14 protein-coding genes are annotated in these 18,256 nt (G+C 59.9%); 5 read left to right on the forward strand and 9 right to left on the reverse strand.

Going from position 1 to position 18,256, the window contains the following annotated elements:
- Positions 1-276 precede the first annotated feature (276 nt).
- From I6F31_RS33570 to I6F31_RS33580, 3 genes are all read right to left on the reverse strand, one after another.
- Entirely contained in the window at positions 277-840 is a 564-nt protein-coding gene (locus tag I6F31_RS33570; RefSeq protein ID WP_225136188.1) for a transglutaminase-like cysteine peptidase, read from the reverse strand.
- 465 nt (positions 841-1,305) lie between these two features.
- Entirely contained in the window at positions 1,306-1,719 is a 414-nt protein-coding gene (locus I6F31_RS33575; protein ID WP_225186835.1) for a VanZ family protein, read from the reverse strand.
- Between the two features lie 512 nt (positions 1,720-2,231).
- On the reverse strand, positions 2,232-2,600 hold the full coding sequence (locus tag I6F31_RS33580; protein ID WP_225147024.1) for a hypothetical protein: 369 nt from the start codon (positions 2,598-2,600) through the stop codon (positions 2,232-2,234).
- A gap of 3,130 nt (positions 2,601-5,730) precedes the next feature.
- Between I6F31_RS33580 and I6F31_RS33590 the strand changes: the two genes are divergently transcribed.
- A complete protein-coding gene (locus tag I6F31_RS33590) occupies positions 5,731-5,991 on the forward strand; it encodes a hypothetical protein (protein WP_225147068.1) in 261 nt (86 codons plus the stop codon).
- A 315-nt stretch (positions 5,992-6,306) separates the two neighbouring features.
- Entirely contained in the window at positions 6,307-6,462 is a 156-nt protein-coding gene (locus I6F31_RS33595; RefSeq protein ID WP_225186836.1) for a hypothetical protein, read from the forward strand.
- A 1,583-nt stretch (positions 6,463-8,045) separates the two neighbouring features.
- Here the strand turns inward: I6F31_RS33595 and I6F31_RS33600 are convergent.
- Positions 8,046-8,717 carry a hypothetical protein gene (locus I6F31_RS33600; protein ID WP_225147026.1) on the reverse strand — a complete coding sequence of 224 codons (672 nt, stop codon included), beginning with the start codon at positions 8,715-8,717 and terminating at the stop codon, positions 8,046-8,048.
- 354 nt (positions 8,718-9,071) lie between these two features.
- On the opposite strand from I6F31_RS33600, the gene I6F31_RS33605 reads away from it, so the two are divergent.
- Entirely contained in the window at positions 9,072-9,485 is a 414-nt protein-coding gene (locus I6F31_RS33605) for an excalibur calcium-binding domain-containing protein (RefSeq protein WP_225147069.1), read from the forward strand.
- A gap of 620 nt (positions 9,486-10,105) precedes the next feature.
- On the opposite strand, the gene I6F31_RS33610 is transcribed toward I6F31_RS33605, so the two are convergent.
- Positions 10,106-10,369: a hypothetical protein gene (locus I6F31_RS33610; protein ID WP_225112405.1), complete on the reverse strand. Its 264-nt coding sequence runs from the start codon at positions 10,367-10,369 to the stop codon at positions 10,106-10,108.
- 636 nt (positions 10,370-11,005) lie between these two features.
- Between I6F31_RS33610 and I6F31_RS33615 the strand changes: the two genes are divergently transcribed.
- Entirely contained in the window at positions 11,006-11,281 is a 276-nt protein-coding gene (locus I6F31_RS33615; RefSeq protein ID WP_192893327.1) for a hypothetical protein, read from the forward strand.
- Positions 11,282-11,347: 66 nt separating this feature from the next.
- Here I6F31_RS33615 and I6F31_RS33620 read toward each other — a convergent pair whose 3' ends face one another.
- Positions 11,348-12,085: a metallophosphoesterase gene (locus I6F31_RS33620; RefSeq protein ID WP_225186837.1), complete on the reverse strand. Its 738-nt coding sequence runs from the start codon at positions 12,083-12,085 to the stop codon at positions 11,348-11,350.
- 613 nt (positions 12,086-12,698) lie between these two features.
- Here I6F31_RS33620 and I6F31_RS33625 point away from each other — a divergent pair.
- Positions 12,699-14,129, forward strand: coding sequence for an undecaprenyl-phosphate glucose phosphotransferase (locus tag I6F31_RS33625; RefSeq protein ID WP_036024717.1), 1,431 nt, complete (start codon positions 12,699-12,701; stop codon positions 14,127-14,129).
- Positions 14,130-14,172: 43 nt separating this feature from the next.
- Here I6F31_RS33625 and I6F31_RS33630 read toward each other — a convergent pair whose 3' ends face one another.
- The 3 genes from I6F31_RS33630 to I6F31_RS33640 form a co-directional block, all read right to left on the reverse strand.
- Positions 14,173-14,460, reverse strand: a complete 288-nt coding sequence (locus I6F31_RS33630; protein ID WP_225138986.1) for a hypothetical protein — start codon at positions 14,458-14,460, stop codon at positions 14,173-14,175.
- A 391-nt stretch (positions 14,461-14,851) separates the two neighbouring features.
- A complete protein-coding gene (locus I6F31_RS33635) occupies positions 14,852-17,083 on the reverse strand; it encodes a Wzz/FepE/Etk N-terminal domain-containing protein (RefSeq protein ID WP_225186838.1) in 2,232 nt (743 codons plus the stop codon).
- Positions 17,084-17,114: 31 nt separating this feature from the next.
- Positions 17,115-17,681, reverse strand: a complete 567-nt coding sequence (locus tag I6F31_RS33640) for a hypothetical protein (RefSeq protein WP_225112411.1) — start codon at positions 17,679-17,681, stop codon at positions 17,115-17,117.
- Between the last annotated feature and the right edge of the window lie 575 nt (positions 17,682-18,256).

Consider the following 18,256-nt stretch of genomic DNA (forward strand, 5'->3'; position numbering starts at 1 on the left):
TCACCGCGATCTCTCTCGACTATACGCCCGTTAAGCCTGGAAGTGCATGGTGACGGAAGCGCATCCCTGCACCAATTTTAGGCGATTGCCGGCGCGGACGCTGACCTCGCGGTCCTGCGTGAATCCTCCTGAATCACAACAGACGCAGAGCAGTGGGCTTGGGCCCGAGCCAGTCAGCTGCGGTCGGCTGATAGCGCGTCATAAGCCAACCCGCCATGACTTCGGACCAAGGCGCGCATGGACCAGGTCTCGTCGACTCTCGGCAATTCCACGGAGCTACGATACGGTAAGCCTGCGTGTCCAGAGTTGCGGGTCGTGACGCGATTGTATGCGCAGGAAAGCGTATTGGTCGGAAGCTTCGTTGACGTTGAGAATGGCCGTACTCAGATTGTCGAGAACCAAAATAGCTCTGCCTTCTCGGACAAGCAGAACCAGGTGGTTTTCTCCGGTTGCCCGAATGCCAACCTCCGCAAGGAGAAGAGACGAACTCGGCCAACCAGCTCGCAGCAGGAGATGCCGCTTTGTGACAGCATAGTCCGCGCAGTTTCCCTCGCTGGGAAAGATCTGCCAGTCATAGTCATTCCGGCTTGCCGCTAACGCCTTCGGCATGATGCTGAAATTGACCATGGAATTGATCTGGTTGAGCTGTCGCCATCGCTGACTACGAGAACGGAAATCTGTGATGCGCAGATCGCCATGTTGCTGGCAATCTTCGGGATATCGGACGCAGAACAGCGCGAACGAAAGGGGTGCGGCGACTTGCTGTTCAAAACCGCAATAGGCCGGTTGGCCGCAAATCCAATACATTATGGCAAGTGTGCTTGCAGCATATCGGATCATCACTTGGGCGCCTGACAGAAACGACTACACCATCGCTCCATCTTGCAGGCGCAAAAATTGGAGCGCTATATCAATTATGGGGCAATTGATGCCTAGCCTTGAAGCGTCGCTGCCGCAGCTGTTTGCCAAACCAACAACGCGGCGCTGGCGCGCGAACGTGGTCGCAAGGATGCAATCACCGCTCCAGAGAAGCGGGACAGACTTCCACCTGAAAATTGGCTTCGCTGTCCAAAAACCTGCTTAGTACACTGAGGGCGCCAGCGTCGTTTCGAGCAGCCGCCGGCCCAATTTGCGGTGCCATCGCGGTGGCTGTTGGACCCGCAGAATGCACCCGGCTCTCAAGCCGAGCGACAACATAGCTGCGATCAGCCAGAGATCATCCATGACGGGGTTAGCCTAGCTATTCGCGCCGCCTCAGCTTGTAGCGGTCGCTAGGAGCAGACGTATTTCAGAGCCGTCGCCCGATCATCCGCGAGATACGATCTTGGTCATTGCCTGAGTTATGCCGACGCGCGCGAGAATGACGACAGAGATCCCGCAGACACCTCCAGCCACTTTGACCAGCACATCCATGAGGTGACCATGTCTATCAGCAGTTAGCAGCTGCAAGGCCTCCAGGATAACTGCGCTGCCGACGACGATTAGGGTTATGAGGATAGTGCGATTCGAGTAGGCCAGCACGAGCACGAGACCGAGGATGAAGAATCCGGCAAAGCGCTCGACGTTAGGCGGCGCAATCATGGGCCGATCGTAAATGGGAGCGAGCGTCACAACAGCGACGAGGGCGAGGGCCAACCATCCCGCCGCCAGAAAGAATTTGACCATGTCTTTTTGATCCAGGGTTCGTGTTCGGTGCAATGAGGCGAACAGCGCGAACATTTGGCCCTGTGCCGCAGCGGTTATCAACCGTATCGGGTGATGAAAAGGTAGGCAGGGGCCGCACGATCGATTGGCAGAGACCGTTATACGCGCGAGCCTGTATTTGCGTTCGTCCGAGTGAACGAGTTGTGAGCGCCTGCTATGGCGGTAGTTCGCAGCGGTTGACGGCTCCGAAGCTTGCGGGTGCGATGCCGCTACTCCGATGTTGCTGCGCATCCCGCGTTCGGGACTCCCATCAAGCGAACATCTCCGTGAGCGCAAACTGGAATCGAGAGTGCGCCGTCGGGAATTTCGATCTGATCCTTCAGCGCGGCCGGCGCATCGGCGAGCTAACGAAGCGCTGATTTCTGCTCTCGCGTAGCAGCAACACCCGTTTGGTTTGTGCGGCGTTCAGCAGGCCATCGAACAGGATCAGGACTTCGCGCGCCTGGACGTAAACTTCTGTGGTGACGGCGTCTCGATCGAAGCCATAGGCGGCAAGCCGCGCCTCGATCTCGGTCGCAGCGATGGGATCAATGCGCCAGCTCAGCGCATTTTTGCTGCGTGTAGTCTTCGGCCTGGGGTTCGAAGTCGGGATCGATCCTGGCCATGTCGATGCGCCGTAGCGCCGCTGCGATGGCCTGTTGGCGATGGGTCTCGAGCAATTTGTGCCGCAAGGTGCGGTAGCGCTGGATTTCCCAGGACAGTTCGGCGACATCGATGGCGAGCAGCCACTCGATGGCGGATCGGGGCGCAAGGTCGGCGAAGATCGCCTGCCGCAGTGCCAGGTAAAGCTCGAGGTGTTCGCCGGGCAGCAGCAGGGGCGGCAGTGCCAAGGCCTCAAACTCCACTGGTAGCGCGGTCGCGGTCAGCTGGTGTGTCGTTTGGATGGGACCGTTCATCGTGGTGAGGCCTCCAAGCCCAGGCTAGCGGGAAGGGGCGCGGCCTCGGTCGGACCCTGCGCCGGGCTCGTTGCCCACAGCTCCTGCGCGAGCGGCAGTGGGGCGATCTGCAGGTTCGCCCACCACGCCCGCTGGATCGAGAACAGCCACAACCCGAAGCAGATCCGGCCGTGATGGGGCATAGCTCGATCAAGGTTATATCTGACGTCTACGGGCACTTCTTTCAGACGCTGACGCGGATCAACGCGCCGCCGAAGCATTTCAGGCCCGATTGCTCGGGAGCTAATTTGATGTTGGATTGGTTTAAGTCTCTGTTTGGGCAAAACAAGGTAATCGCCCCCTCCTGGCCCTTGCATCTCGATGCCAGCTCCGAAGTTGCCTATCTGCGGCTCTCAAAAGCTTACCCGTCGGCGCGAGCGAATGGATTAGCAAGAGCGAGGCGGCCCAACTCTACTCAACCAGCGATGTTGTCTTCGATGAATGGGACAGCGCAGGCATACTCGCTGTTTCCGAATTCACGGCTTACGCCAAGCACGACTGCGATTTTCGCTTGGAGTCCGATCGCGTGATTTTCACTCGCAAGTGAGCGCAACACCAGCGCAACATCAAGGAGCTAAGCCATTGATTAGCTCAGCGCCCAAAACGTTTCTACCCCGCCGGTTGCAGGCTAGAGTCCTGCCGGGAGCGTAACTACCCCCTAAAATATCAATAGCTCGGCCGCTGTGCCTGTCTGAACGCACACCAGATGACAATTAAATTGCTGAGTTCACACGGTACCTCACCTGACCCAATGCTTCTATTGCCCCGTTAGCCGCGCATACGTGCCGCTCTCATGCTGCTCTAGCCAGCCTCGCTCCTGTGCCAGCGCGACTGGGGCGCGGAACTGCTCGCCGGTCCCGCTCTGCCAGGAGGGGATGAAGATGCGTCGCGAAGCGTTGCATATTTGCAACCCGCGACGCCGGGCCGATTAGTAAGCTCGTGGACCGGAATGACGAAAACATATTTCGCTTTGATATGATCGCGGGGACGAAAAATGTTTGATGTTTATCGCAATGGCAAGCGTGACGTGCTCGTTCTAAGCGCAGGCTCCTCAATCCCAGGCGCTTGTTCTACAAATAGGTGGCGCAAGAGCAGAACAAGAATTCTCAAAGTAAGCGAGGAGATTAGGTCAACGGTTCAGCGACAAGGGTATTACGTCCGTAGCTTGCGGGTCACGAAAAAAGGACTGATCTAATTCGGGCGCACGGAGACCCCGGCACACTACCACCAAGCCGCTATGCTCTCGCTTTTCTGGGTGCCAGCCGCTACTTGCCTAAATTGCCGCCGGCGCTGGCCCGGCCATTCCCGAGCCGACGTTTGCCGAATTCCGATAGCGTTTTCGACGCAACCTGCATACCGCAACTCGGCTGCTCGCAACCTCCTGGCTGTTTGTCAATCGCTTTGGCGTAAAGTTCGGAGTACGACATTTCTACGGGAGGTGCGAGCATGGTCGTGATGGCCAAGCTCGTCCGAGTTGGCGTGTCCAGATGTTCTCGCGTAACCTCCGCCTAGGGCGTCGAGATCAATCCGCTTGCTGTGGCAACTATCCAGCGATTGCCCCAGCGCAAGATAGAGTCAATTCGCCCGATGCCAGGGACCACGTCACCGCGTGCTGCCATTCGAATTCCGTCGGGCCCTTCGAGCACCGCCGTTCCCCCGCGAACGTCCAGCACGGCCCAACCTGCAATGGTCGTTGGTCTTGTCTCGACGGCCGACAGGAGCGGCCCCGCGGGCGCGAGCGAGCCCGTTACAGACGCGTCCGCGTCGACAGCCGAAGAAGCTGGGCTCGAAGTGTCCGCGGATTGCGCCCCACTCGCGGTTTTGGCCAGAGGCCTCGCAGCAACGCTCGCGATGACTGTGGAGGGTTGCGTTAAAGCAGGCGCTGTTCGCGAGGCCGACGCTGCCACACTCTTTCGGGCGCTTTCGGCCTTACCGCCTGACTTTGTGTCCGGCGTGCGGCGCGAAGCCGTTTCTACCTGAGCAGCCGGGCTGAGAGCCGAGAGAGCTGCAGGACCATACCAAGCAACAGCCCAGCCCAATCCGAAGCCCCCAGCCAAAGCGAGCACAACGAGCCAAATAGTGGGTTTTGAGGGACCGCTTGGCGCCAATAACGCCAGGACCTCATCTCGCGTAGAGGTCGAGAAATCCAATCGGTCGAGAGTGACAGGCCGTGTGGCGACCTCGCCACTGCCGTGATCTGCGACGGTCACGATCCTTTCCAGGGTATTCGCATGGTGCAATGGCATGCTCAGGTCCCTTGCGGTCGCCAATGATCGTGCCGGGACCTAAACCAACCCTTAACAGCCGGTGCACTCAGCACGCGTAACGGAGCCGTGGATCGAAGGGCTATCCAAGTGATAAGGGCGCCACCCCTGCTGGGCAGCCGTCGCGCGAGTAAAGGGCAGAATGGGACTACCAGCCTGAGAGACCGGGCGCGCGTGAATGCTGCGGTACCGGGCGTGTAGCTTTGCCGAACAGACCGAGCTTGCGGAACGAAAACGACCCGAAAGACAAGCGAAAGGAATGCGCTGTGACAATGGTGTAGGGGACTTAGCGTAGCCCTTTTAATCCGCTCGTCATTTATGGGTTGTATACTCCAACCCTGGATTGCATATTTTTCCCCGTTGTCGACCGCCTTTGCTTTCAACAATCATGATTTGGGCAGTAATGAGTAATCGAAGTCGGGTTTGCAATTATTCGACTATTCTGGGCGAGCGGGTCGAGGGACTGCTCGCACTGTTTCGAGAACTGCAGACCCTCCGGCGTCGCCTACGAGCCGCGCAGGCGAGAACGATTGCGAGCACTAGCCGTACTCCTAAAGCTCGTCGTAGGAGAGTGCTTCGGCGGAGATAGCGATTGCGAGCTCGTACCGCGGTTCAGTGCGATGATCGAACTTGCCGTTTCCGCTTTCTGGGAAGCTCGCGCCAGATCGCTCGACCGCGACCTCATGATTCAGGACCCGCGGAGCACCGAGGCATCGCAGCAACAGTCGCACAGCTCTTTGGATCGGTGCACGATAGTTAATTTGCGTCGCGTGCGCGATTCAGGCCTGCTCTCTCCTAACCAACCAGTCAAATCTATGGGGGCGAGAATGATCGTACGGGCCGGGGCTATTGTTGCGTTGTTGCTGATCCCGCTGGGGTCCGAAGCCTTCGCTTCGCGTCACCAGAGGCTGACGGGGCGCATCTCGTGCAGCGAGGTTAGATACTACGTCGCGAAATATTCGGCACCAGTGGCCGAGATGTACGCACGCAATCATGGCGCTACTGACGCACAGATCGAACGGGCGCGACGTTGCTTGGCCTCAAACGAGACTGCAGAAACCGAGCGACCGCGCGCTTATATCGATTAAGGTCGTAAATCGGCCCCCATGGAAGTGCTCTTGTGTGTCGTCTGCTACACAAGGATGTAGAGCTGAGTGCTAGCATTGCCGAACGGATCGTGCTGCGGATGCCAAACGGCTCAGAGATCGGCCGAAGAGTGCGGGGTACGCGCCGAGATCATGAAGAGCTGGGTGGCCCGCGACAGCCACTTAAAGCTTGCTGAGGCTTACGAAGTTCTGGCGCAATAAAGCAGGTCGGCACCTCTTTTGCTACATCCCGCCGGGAAAAGTGGCTCCAATTCTTGTTTCGCGCTAACCTTCACGACATGTGAGTCGGGGGGATTCATGGAACGGAAGCCTTTCGAGAGCATGGCTCTTGAAGAGCTCTGGCAACTTCATACCGTCGTCAATGATATTCTGGCCGAGAGGCTTTTGGCGAAGAAGGAGGAGCTAGAGCGACGACTGGAGCTCCTCAAGCGAGAAGACAAAGCTTCCCATTAAAGCCTCGCAATCGGCTCGCGGGTTCACGCTGGCGAGACTAGCCGCTTGAGGGAACCGTGATTGCTGGCGCGAACCGTTCGGAGAATGTTGCAGCCTTTGCATCCCGTGCCGCGGAAAGGGCGGCCGAAATAAACGTGGAACATCCGATGGTTGCGAACGCTAAGAGGGCCGTACCGAAAATTAGGCTACGCATTTGAGCCTCCCGCAACGGGCGTTACCAGCAGAGTATCGGATTGCATTGTTTCAGCTTCGCTTCGTTGGGAGCCTCAAATGGCTTCGTACACGCGGCCGTGAATGCGCTCCATATGCACGATAAATCTCACGGTTGATCGCCGGGCGGCTAGCGGCGTGCTTGGTTCATTGATCTACGCAGCATGCTGTAGTGTTCCCTCCAGGAACAACGCGACCTGGCTGGACGCGGTAGTAGTCGTTTAAGTTTGTTAAGGACTACGTTCGCCGAAAAGGGAAGACTTCGAATGGGTGCCCAACGGCGGGCCCAAAGAAGAACAAGTTGGGGGCGTCCATGAGCACCCGCGGTCGAGCGGTGATTCCTGCTGCTGCAATTCGCGAACGTCTTCAGAGCATTGTTGCTGCACTGGTTGAATTAGAGGAAATCCGAGCCCGAGTTCTCGCGGCTGAACAGAGCGAAAAGCCAACAAGGCCCAAGCCGAAGAAGCGCCCCCGCCGAGGCAAGCCCACTGGCAGGAAGCGCTAGCCACCGTCGCCCATGGCTTGCGACCGCGCGCCGGGCGGCCAGGAGCGACCGTCCCTGCTCTCAGTTCGACTGTCGGTCTTGCGTGCCATCCCTCGCACGACCTGTCGCCAGCTCCTCCCCGAGGGGGCTTGGGTATTTCCATGGAGCCCGATTCACAAATTTGAATCCCAAGTGGACGATTTCTTGGGATGAAGCTGTGTTTGCCGACCAGACGGCGGCAGACCTCTCGGTCCCAGCTCGTTTTTCGATCCGGAAAAACCTCCAGGCTGGGGCCGATGTGGTCTACTCCGGAAGCGAGCCTTTTCCGTCTAGCAGCCGCACAGAAGTGCAGCTCGAGTCAACGTCCGGCCCATACAGGCCGCCGTTGATGGGGCCTGCTCATTGATCTATCGCAACGGTCTGCTCGGGCCGCGAGGGATGGTCGGCTTTCAGGGAGCTTGCGATGGGCACCGATTACATGGCGGAAGCCGCCCGGCATCGGCACGTAGCCGAGGAGTACGAACCATAGCGTTAGGTACGTCAGATGAGCGCTGCGTAGGATCTACCTTAGACTTGCAGACGATTGCGATCTGCTCGCTGCAAACGAAGATAGGATTGCCAGCAATGGCAAGCTCGTAAACTAGAGGTCGCTCCATTGCGACGTTATGCCGAACTTGGCATTGGCCCATCTCGGATTTCTAGGCCCTTATGCTCGAGTGGCACCGACCTCGGCAGATGCCCACACTTCGACTGCTGTTGCAGCTTGAGCCGGACATCGGCCGGCAAGCCGATCATGAGTACGCCGGCCCAGTTTTGGGCTACGCGGCGCCTCTGTCTGAGGGTCACGATGATGCACTCAACGCCGGCGGGCGCAACCATGGCCCGCGGATCACAGAACGCATCCGCACCGAGCTGATTGGGCATAGGCCGACAGGCGCGGGTCGATTCCGGCATGCGCCTCGCAGAAGCGGTCGATGATTTGGGTGACTTTGTCGCTGTAGTCGCGGTGCCAGTGCCCAAGGCCGTGGAGAGCACTTTCCTGACAGGCGATCGATTCGAGCTGAAGGATACGGTCCATGGTTTGCAGCGCGCAATCGTGGATCGTCGGGAGGGCGGGGTCGCCAGGAAGAGCCAGGCACGGAAACGCATCCCACCACATATAGCAAACACCGTTTAGGGCTTTGCTGGCGGCTTCGCTCAGGTGGGACAGGCCAGGGTCGCAACGAGGCTCGAACAATTTCGCGAACAGCGCCGCGACAGAGGTGACGCAGCGAACACGGTCTTCGACCGGAACATCAGTTGAACAAAGCCATCCGCTATCGCCGCCGGCATTGGTATTCACAAGGTAAGTTAGGCCCTGCGCGATTTGGCTGTCGGCAAATCCCTGTAACGCAGGCTCCGGGTCTTCAAATAGTCGAGTGAGATAAGCTACGGCTTCAAGCGCCGGCGGATCCCACCAATCATGCTCAGGATCGAAGTACCAAGGTGCTTGCTGAAAGCGAACCTCGCGTCCAAACGCGTGCTCCAGCCAATCATCAAAGCTGAAATTCTGAAGACGCATCGCAAGTGCCTGCGGCTCATCCAAAGCAAGTCGATGGCCCAAACGACATCGCGGCCACTATAAGCCCATCACTATGAAGCTCGCTGGCCGATGCGGTTTCGCCTTAACCTAGCCAATGCTAGGCTAGATGGCGGATGAAGCCAAGCCGCGAAGCTTTCCGGATCAGGCCCAATCATGTTCTTCTATGCCGCAATGCTGACGCCGCGCTCGAGCTTGTGCAGGAGACTGGCCGATGCTGCGGCCGCTAGGATCAGTCCCGTTGCGCCCATTCGCCCTCCCTGAGCCAGGCGTGACGGAGCAGGTCGGGCGCGATCCTGGTTCGTAATAGAAGATCTCAGTGATGTTGTTTTCATGATGCCCCACCTTCCCGACCCCAATCCGGTTCGTCCCGGTCGCGGTCCTGAACTGCGACTGCGCAATTTGCAGCGCCGCTTCCGTGCGGTGTCGGCGCGCCATGATCGAACTACCAAGCTGCGGTCTGGGCTGCGGTGGGCCATCACGGCATTGGTCGCAATCGCTGCCTTGTTGGCCGCCTATCCGGCAATTTGGCTCCTTGTTTCGAGCCCGTGGTCGGTCACGACAACGCTCAAACACATCGCGTCCGCTCCCAATTGCGATTTTGCGCGCTTGGTCGGCTTAGCACCCGCGCGGCGCGGAGAGCCCGGCTATTGGCAGCACCACGATCGCGACGGGGATGGGGTTGCCTGCGAGCCATGGCGGCCGCATCGGGGAGAGGTCCCGCAACGAACAATAGCAATGGCCAATTAGGATTGAGTTACGCAGGCGTTTGCGACGCGCCCAAATAGTGGTCGTGTTGGCCGTCGGTGAAGAGCGGCCGGCCGATCCGTGATCGCATGCGCTGCTGGGCTTGACCGGTCGGAGATGCGTCACTTCGAGACGTTGTCTTGCTTCGACTGCATCCTGGCCATGGTCGCGAATACCACCGAGCCAGCCCGATTCCCTTCCAATGATGAGAGCAAGAGGTCTTGCCTGTTTGACGCGAGCACATTCCCTGATCATCGGCGGAATTTCCCTGTTAGGATTTTAATGCATCGCGACGCATTGCCTGCGTTTCAGGGCGTCATTTCGCATTTTACGCCCGTTGGCCCCCCTGCGGCGGGCACTTTTCCCTGCAAATTTCCCTGTAAGCAGGGAATTGATCGCCGGCGCCGTTTGCACTTTTGGGCAGGCGTTTTTAATGCCGGCGTGGCTTGGGCTATGGACGGACGGAGGCGCAAGTTTTCCCGTTATCGCCGTCACCACGCTTATCGGCCGCTCTCCCAAAAGCGCTAAGAGAGTGAGTCAAACAAAAACCGCCGCGGCCGTTTGCTCGGCGCGGCGGTTGATGAGGACGGTTGGGTTGCGCTTAGCCTGTTGCTCCGGTTGCCTTACCGCACGTACCAATATCCCCACCAGCGCTGGGACACCGGCCGTGCCTGCGCCTTCATCGCTGCGACTTCTTCGGCCGGGCGAAGCTGCGGGCCATAGACCGCCGGTGGGTAGACGTTGTCCCAGAACACAAGCCCGCCCTGGACGGCGGCCGCCCGCTGTGACGGGGCAAGCGCGAGCTCGGCGGCTGATGTCGCGGATGCTGCCAAAGTGAGGCCGAGAGCGGCCAGGGCAATGGATGAAGCAACGGCGCGGAAGTTCATTGGATTGAATCCCTCATCAAATGCGATGGGTGATAATGCGACGGGTTCCGGATGGTTGCAAGGGCACGGGCAGGCCGGCTGACGCCGAATTTCCGGTTGCAGGGGCGCATGGTCTCGCCGGGGCGCGTCGGATCGACCGCGACGGACCTTGATGCATTGAGCTGCGAGAACGTCTCTTAGATATGTGGTCGTCATATATAGAGAGTGTTCGATGATCATCTCCGGCCGAGACGAGATCAGCCCGAGGCCGGCAGCGTTGCCGCGCGCGCGGCATGCATGCAAAGGAGACCGAACCTTGAACATTTTTTCGGCGCTCGTGAATCCTCGAGAACCATGATGTCGACACACTGCTCACTCTTGATAGGACGCGCACGATCCAGGACGACTCCCAGGACGACTCTCATGACTTCTGCGTTTGTCTCTGCTTCCCTTTTCGGCGCTGGTCTCATTCTCGGATACGCGCTACGCGCCTGGCGCGTCCAACGAAGAGCCGTGAGCTCATCCAGCAGCGCCTCGCGCCGGGCCTCGCGGCCCGCTCCGACCTCGACGTTCGGCCACGCCCGGCGAGCCTTCTAGGCATCGTCCCATTCGATGACGGTATCCAGCTTCACACTGAACCCGATCGGACATGACGACATGAGTGAGCCCAAGAAGGATGCGCCGCGACGCTACATCGTGGACGGCGCCGGACAGCGCGTGCTTGTCGGTCTGACGATCTCGGAAACGATCGAGTTCGAAGCGCTGGACAAGCCGGACACCCGTCCCGGCGCCGAGCTGCTCGGGGAGGCGGCGCGCGTCCGAGAGGCCAGGCATGGCGAACGTTGGGTGGAGCTCTACGTCAAGCACGAGCGGGCGTGGAGTGACTGGATGGCCCAGACGCGTGCGCAGTCGCCGCTGCCGTGTCTCAACTGAAAATGGTGAACGTCCATTCCCTCCCCGAGACCGTCTCGCGCATCGGTGGCAAGAGGCTGAAGCTCATCACACCGCGAGCATGCGACTCCCCTGGATGCTCATCAGGGTGAGGTTGCCGGTCGCATAGGCGCCGGTGTCGATATTGGCGCGGTTGGCCAGCAATTCGGCGCTGCGGACCGGCGTATGGCCGTGGACGATATATTTGCCGAACTGCTCCTCACTGCGCAGGAATTCCTCGCGAATCCAGAGCAGATCGCGCTCGGTCTGCTGGGCGAGCGGCACGCCCGGGCGAACGCCGGCGTGGACGAAGAAGAAGTCTCCGCAACTGAAGCTCAGCCGCAGATTGTCCAGGAATTCCAGATGCTCGGTCGGCATGGCGCGAATCAAGTCGCGCAGGATCGATGCCGGCTCGTCGCGCCTGAGATCGGGTGGAGCAAGCCCGTAGGACATCAATGTCTGGGTCCCGCCGAAGGCGATCCAGTCCTCGAACAATGAAGGGTCTTCGAACACCCTCACCAGAAAGGCCTCGTGGTTGCCCTTGAGGAAGACCGCATTTCCCCGGCGGCTCCGCTCGACCAGGATGTCGAGGGTTGACCGCGTATCCGGACCGCGATCGATGTAATCGCCCATAAAGACTTCGATGGCATAGCGCGGCCGGCTCCGCGCAACGTCGGCGTCGATCACCCGCAGCATGGGCTCGAGCAGATGCGCGCAGCCGTGAATATCCGAGATCGCATAGATGCGGACGCCGTCCGGCAATTGCGGTTTGGGAAGCGACGGCTGGGATCGCGAGAAAGATTTCATGGCGCTCATCGATCGGGTGGTCGGAAAAATATCCCCAAGTCACCGGCACCGGAGAGCGTCCATCCAACGCGAACAACGCGAGTTCCGTGGGGCCGCAGCTCGTTGTCGGTGCCGATCACGCCAAAAGAAGGGCACGGCATTTTTTGCCGACTTGTTTCATGGACTTCAGGAACGAGAGGGGTCCGCAGGAATTGCATCGCTGGCTCGAAGCATGCAGCAAGTCTGCATGACTCGTTGCAGATTCTCGCATACATCCGCAGATAGAAATCCCTGGAAACTCTCGCAAGTGATCCGATGTTTGCGTTCGTCGGCAGCAAGCAGCGCCTCAAACTTCAGCGAACAGCGGCCCGTGCAACGATGGCGTCGCATTGGATGCGGAACTTGATTCAAAATAGGGCAGTTCGCTCGCTCGTATGTCAGCACTGTGACGACATTTTCAGCGCACCGAATTTCGCCGCGCATCTCAACGCGACACATCGTCCGTGCGCCGCAAAAGTTTCGCGTGCAGCGCCACAATGTCGCTGCGATCGACCAACACTTTCCGTGCGGGGAATTGACGAGTCTTCAGCATCACGATGAGCGTCAGGCACTCTCTCGATACGCAGAGGTTCGAATGGCTGTTGCAACTTACGGTTCTGAAAGCGCTCATGCGCTGTCATCTGCGCGCGGCAGTGCGCTTCAGAGGCCCTTTCAGGTCGTCGTCATCGCTGCTGATTTTCTGTTGATCCTGCTGAGTTACGCGGCGGGAGCTTCGCTGTATGGCGTGGTGGTCGCATCGCCACCCGACGGTGCATCGGTGGGAGCCGGATTGTTTGTCGGTGTGGTGTTCGTCGGGATCGCCTATTTCCGGGACGTCTATTCCACGCATCGCCTGCTCAATCTGGTTTGGCAGCTTCGAATGGCGGCCTTTATCTGGCTGACGTCGCTCACGATCCTCGCCGTTGCGGCCTTCCTGCTGAAATCGACGGACAATCTGTCGCGCGGCACCGTCATCGTCTTTGCCGTGATCGGCGGGCTCGGCTTGATCAGCCTGCGCTTCGTCTGGCAGGCCGTGTTCGGCACGAGCTTTGCGAGAAGCCGCCTGGTCGACCGCAAGGTGATCCTGCTCAGCCTGAAGCCGCTCGACTTCACCTCGAGCCGCTTCAAGGATTTGCGCAGGAACGGCTTCGACGTCATGCGCCATTTCGTGCTCGGAGAGGACCGGGATGACGGCCAATGGGAGCGGCAGATTCGCGACGTCATCCGTCAGTCGCGCGCGGCCGATGTCGACGAATATCTGCTCGCGATCGACTGGAACGAATTGCCGATGCTGCGCAAGCTCGGGCCATATTTGCGCGCCGTTCCGCAGCCCATTCGCCTGCTGCCGGACGATTCCGTTGCCGACCTCGTGACCCGTCCGTTCCTGCCGGTCAGCGGAACCGTCGCGGTCGAGATCCAGCGGCCGCCGCTCACCATTCTCGAGCGGCTGCAGAAGCGCTGTCTCGACGTCGGCGTTGCTCTGTTCGCGCTCGTGCTGCTGACGCCGCTGCTGCTGACGGTAGCCGTGCTGATCAAGCTGGATTCGCCGGGAAGCGTCATATTCCGGCAGTCGCGCCGCGGCTTCAACGGCAAGCCGTTCGAGATCTGGAAGTTCCGCACCATGACGGTTGCCGAGAACGGCGACACGGTGACCCAGGCGACCAAGGGGGATGCCCGGGTCACCAAGATCGGGCGCTTCCTGCGCATGACCAGCATCGACGAACTGCCGCAGCTCTGGAACGTGCTACGGGGGGACATGTCGCTGGTGGGACCGCGTCCGCACGCGCTCGCCCATGACAATTACTACGACGAGCTGATCAGCAAGTATGTCTACCGCCATCACATGAAGCCGGGCCTGACGGGCTGGGCTCAGGTGAACGGATTCAGGGGCGAAACGCCAACGATCGATCTGATGGAAAAGCGGGTCGAGTACGACGTCTGGTACGTCAGCAATTGGAGCATCTGGCTCGACCTGAAGATCATGGCCCGCACCGCGTCCGCCGTGATGTTCCAAGAGGCCTATTAGCCGCTCGATCTCCCAATCGCCGGAAACCTCCGTCCCCGGGGCCTCAGGTTCCATTTCGCGGTGGCCTGCGGAAGAGCCGCATGATCGCATCGCGCAGCGCGAGCAGCGGCGGCACGAGCACGAAGAAGGCTCCCATTGCGACGGAGACGATGACATGGCGGATCGAGAAAGGCTCGTCCTGCTCGATCTGGCGCCGGTTCGGGTCGATGGGCGCGGGTGAGAGCGTCGTCGCCATCGGGTGGCGGAGCGGCTTGCGTGGAGGGACCACGATCAACACGAACAGAATGTTGAGCAGGACCCAAACAGTCAAAATCGTCAGGACGATCAGCATCCGAGCCTACCGGAAAAATAACTGCGAGTATGAGCCGAGTTTAGCCCCGGGGAACCGAGAAAGAAAGATGCCTAAAGTTTCGGCATTTTCAGGCATCAAGGCTCGGATCGTCTCGTCTTATTGACAGCTGATGGCACCGGCACAACTTTCCCGGCGACCACCGTATCCGTCAATCCTTGCTTTTGGCTAGAGCAATAACTGCAAGTTGTGGATTCCGGACGAATACGGAGCCCGCGAGCAGGTCCGGAGCGCTCGCCGCATCTCGGTCCGTGCGCGAGGGCGCACGGGATGCCCTTCAAGCGACCGCCAAGCACGAATAAGGCCCGCTGCCAATCGGCAACGGGCCCGAGCTCATTCCAGTTGTTCAGTGGGAGCGGCGCCTCGCCTCCGCCTAGGCGTGCTCGACGTAATAGCTGTTGTGGTGCTTGCCCTTGTAGGCCTCGATGCGCTTGAGCATCTTCGGGTTCGCGCGGTTGAGCACGGCGCCGATCAGCTTCTTCTGGAGGACTTCCGAACCCGAAACCGACTCCTGCAGAGCGGTTCGCGTGGTCTGGCCCCATTCGATCACGTAGACCATGGCGTCGATCAGGAAGCTAACGGCCTTGGAATCGGCCACCGGCATCACCGGGGCGAGATCGATCACGATGTACTCGTAGTGCTCCCTCAGCACCTTGAGCAGCTCGGCCATTGCCTTGGATCCGATGACGTCGGCCGAATTGACCATGCGCGAGGCCACTACGGAGGGCAGGAAATCCAGTCCCGTCTCCTTGCTTCGCTGCACGTGGTAGCCGAGGTTCGCGGGATCGTTGAGAGCCTCCACGAGGCCGGTCTTGGCGTTGGGCGCGAGCTCCCGCGTCAGCGAGCGCGTGTGCAGATCGCCGTCGATCAGAACCGTGCGATGCCCGGTGAGGGCGATCAGCTGCGCGAAATTGGCGGCCACCGTCGTCTTGCCCTCCTTTGGAAGCGAGGAGACGATGCCGATCACCTTGATCTCGCGGGTCAGACGCGCGACGTCGATCGAAACCTTGATGTTGCGCAAGGTCTCGGCAAAGCGTGAGAACGGATGATCGACGACGTAGCGGGAGAGATCGGGAGGGCCGGTCTTCGCTGACGTCGAGAGCAACGCGCCGGCCTTCGTCGGCGGACTTATGTCCGGCAGCACGCCGAGGCATTTCACGCCGAGCTCATCCTCGACCTCGCCGGGGGTCCGCAGCACGTCGCTCAGCAGTTCACGCGCAAATGCCGCGCCGAAGCCGAGGCAGAGGCCGCCGACCAGGCCGCCCACGAGGGCGAGGACCGTTCGCGGCGAGCTCTTGCGGTCCGGCTTGGTGGCGGTGCTGATGAGGCGGGCCTCGCTGAGGGGAAAGCTCTGGTTCTGCGTCGCGCTCTGCAGCTTTTCCAGGAAGTTGTTGTAGAGATTGCGGTAGGTGTCGGCGGCACTTTCGAGATCGCGCAGCTTGACCTCGGCCTGGCCCTTGTTGCCGGCCTGGGCGACGAGCTCCTTCACGTTCTTCTCGAGCGAGGCCTCCCGGCTCTTCGCGATCTCGTAGTCGCTGCGATAGGCGTCTGCGATCCGACGCAGCTCGTCGGCGATGTTCTTGCGCAGCTCCTCCATCTTGTTGGCCAGATTGACCGCCGCAAGGTGGGACTTGCCGTAGCGCCTGGACCAGTCGGCATATTGCGCCTGGAGGTCGAGATATTGAGCGCGCAGACGGGTGATCACCGAGTTGTTGAGGGCGTCCGTCACGGTTGATTGCGCAACATCCTGATCGGAGATCGTGTCGATCCGGTCAAGCCGGGCCTTGGCTTCGGCGGTCGCAGCCCGCGCCTGAACTAGCTGCGTGTTGAGGTCCGACAATTGCTGCTCGGACATCAGGCCGCGGCTGGTTCCGACGATGTTGTTCTCGGCCTTGAAGGTCTGGACGGCGCGATCGCTGGCCGATGCCTGCTCGCTCAGCTCGAGGCTGCGCTGCTGCAGCCATTCGGTGGCCCGCTTGGTGGACTGATATTTGGCCTCCAGGGCGCCGACGAGATAGGCATTGGCGATCGCGTTGGCGATCTTGGCGGCTTTGTCGGGGCTCCGCGCTTTATAGCTCAGCGACAGCACATATGTCGTCAGCACGCGCTCCGTACGCAGATTCTTCTGAATCTGCTGGACGACTGCATGTTCGATTCGCTCCTGGCTTGCTGGTTCGCCGGAGCCGAATAGCGATGTCAGCTTGCCGATGATGATAGAGAGCAGGCCGGGCTTGGAGCCGTTGAACTCCGGGTCTTCTGTCAGCTTCAGGCGGCGGACGACGGACAGAATGAGGTCGTCCGAGTTGATGATCTCCACCTGGCTGTCGACGTAGCCCGTGTCGATCAGGGCGCTGCTGGCGTTGCTGTCCTTGTCCAGAACTTGCGTCTGCCGCGTATCCATCATGATGCGGGCGTTTGCCGTATACATGGGCTGCGCCATGGCCAGGTAGACGATCACCAGGGCCAGCGAAGCTCCCGTACAGACCGCGATGATCGGCCATTGGCGGCGAAGGACGTCGGCCACGCGCTCGAAGCTGAGGACCGCCCCGCCGAATTCGATGCCGAATCGGTGCCCCGACTGGAAATGTTCCCTAGGCTGGTACATGTGCTAATTCGCTGCCTTTGACAATCATGGATCAATTCGGAAGGGGGACGGGCTTGAATGGATTGGCCAGCTTGGTTCTCCACTCGCCTTCGAGCAGTGCTCCGCCACGGCCCGGCTGCGGCGAGGTCTTGATTTGCGATTGGGCCTGGACGCCGGAGCTGTCCTCTCCGGCGCCGGAATAACCGGCCTGCACGTTGAGATCGCCGATCCGCTGCACGAAATCCCTGATCTTGCGCGCGGCGTCCGGCTTGGTCGACGTGCAACGTGCTTCGGCAAGGCGCAGCGCAGCGCCGATGGACGAGCGATCGGCTGAAGCCGACGCCGAGATGAGCGTCTGGACGGACGGCAGCACCGACGGATTCGTCGCGACATAGCGCGCGAGCCAATACCGCAACTTCTCCTTGTCATTGCGCAACCGCTCGAGGAGCGAGGACGGCGACTTCACGAAGGTGTCGAGTTCGAGTTGCGAGGCGCGGTCCGAGAATTCGACGCACTGCGCGCGGCAAGCACCGGCGCCCGACACGATCAGCGCAGAACCAATCAAGACAATCGCTAGCCATCGCGGCTGCGCATGACGACGTGTTAGTCCGCGGCCCATCCGTGTTCCTTGCTTCTGTTGCAATAGGAGAACAGGCGAAACTTGACAGGTAACTGTGTCATCTTTTTGTGCGACGCAAAAGCTGGTGCAAAGCTGGCGACAAAACAAACGCGAGCCCGCTTGTTCGCCGGTTGCAAAAACAAGTTCTACAATGCCTGCGAGATCGGCAAATCACGCCCATGAATGTTGCAACCTGAAAACATATCGGGCACTCGCGCAGCCGCTCGTCGCAAAACCGACACAAGTCACGACGCGCGTTTATTGTTCCCCATTGGCGAAAGATTTTTCGCGCGACATTGGCACGCAGCAATCAATGTGCTGCAAGGGCCTCGATCGCAACAGTGCCGAATTTCGCGCACACTTTGCGCGCAAATACTCGCAATCATCCCATGCCGATTGGCTTGCGCGCCGAAGCAGGCGCACGTCGGATGAAAAGTGGCATGAACTTGGCGCTCGCATGTCCGAATGATCTGCAAGCTTTGAAATTATTGTCGGTCGTCATGCATCGAATGCGGCTCCGCGATTGCAGAGATTGATCACGCGTTGAGACCTGATACACACTGCTGCGGTGCAAC

The sequence above is a fragment of the Bradyrhizobium sp. NBAIM01 genome (assembly GCF_020194115.1).
GTDB classification, from domain to species: domain Bacteria; phylum Pseudomonadota; class Alphaproteobacteria; order Rhizobiales; family Xanthobacteraceae; genus Bradyrhizobium; species Bradyrhizobium yuanmingense.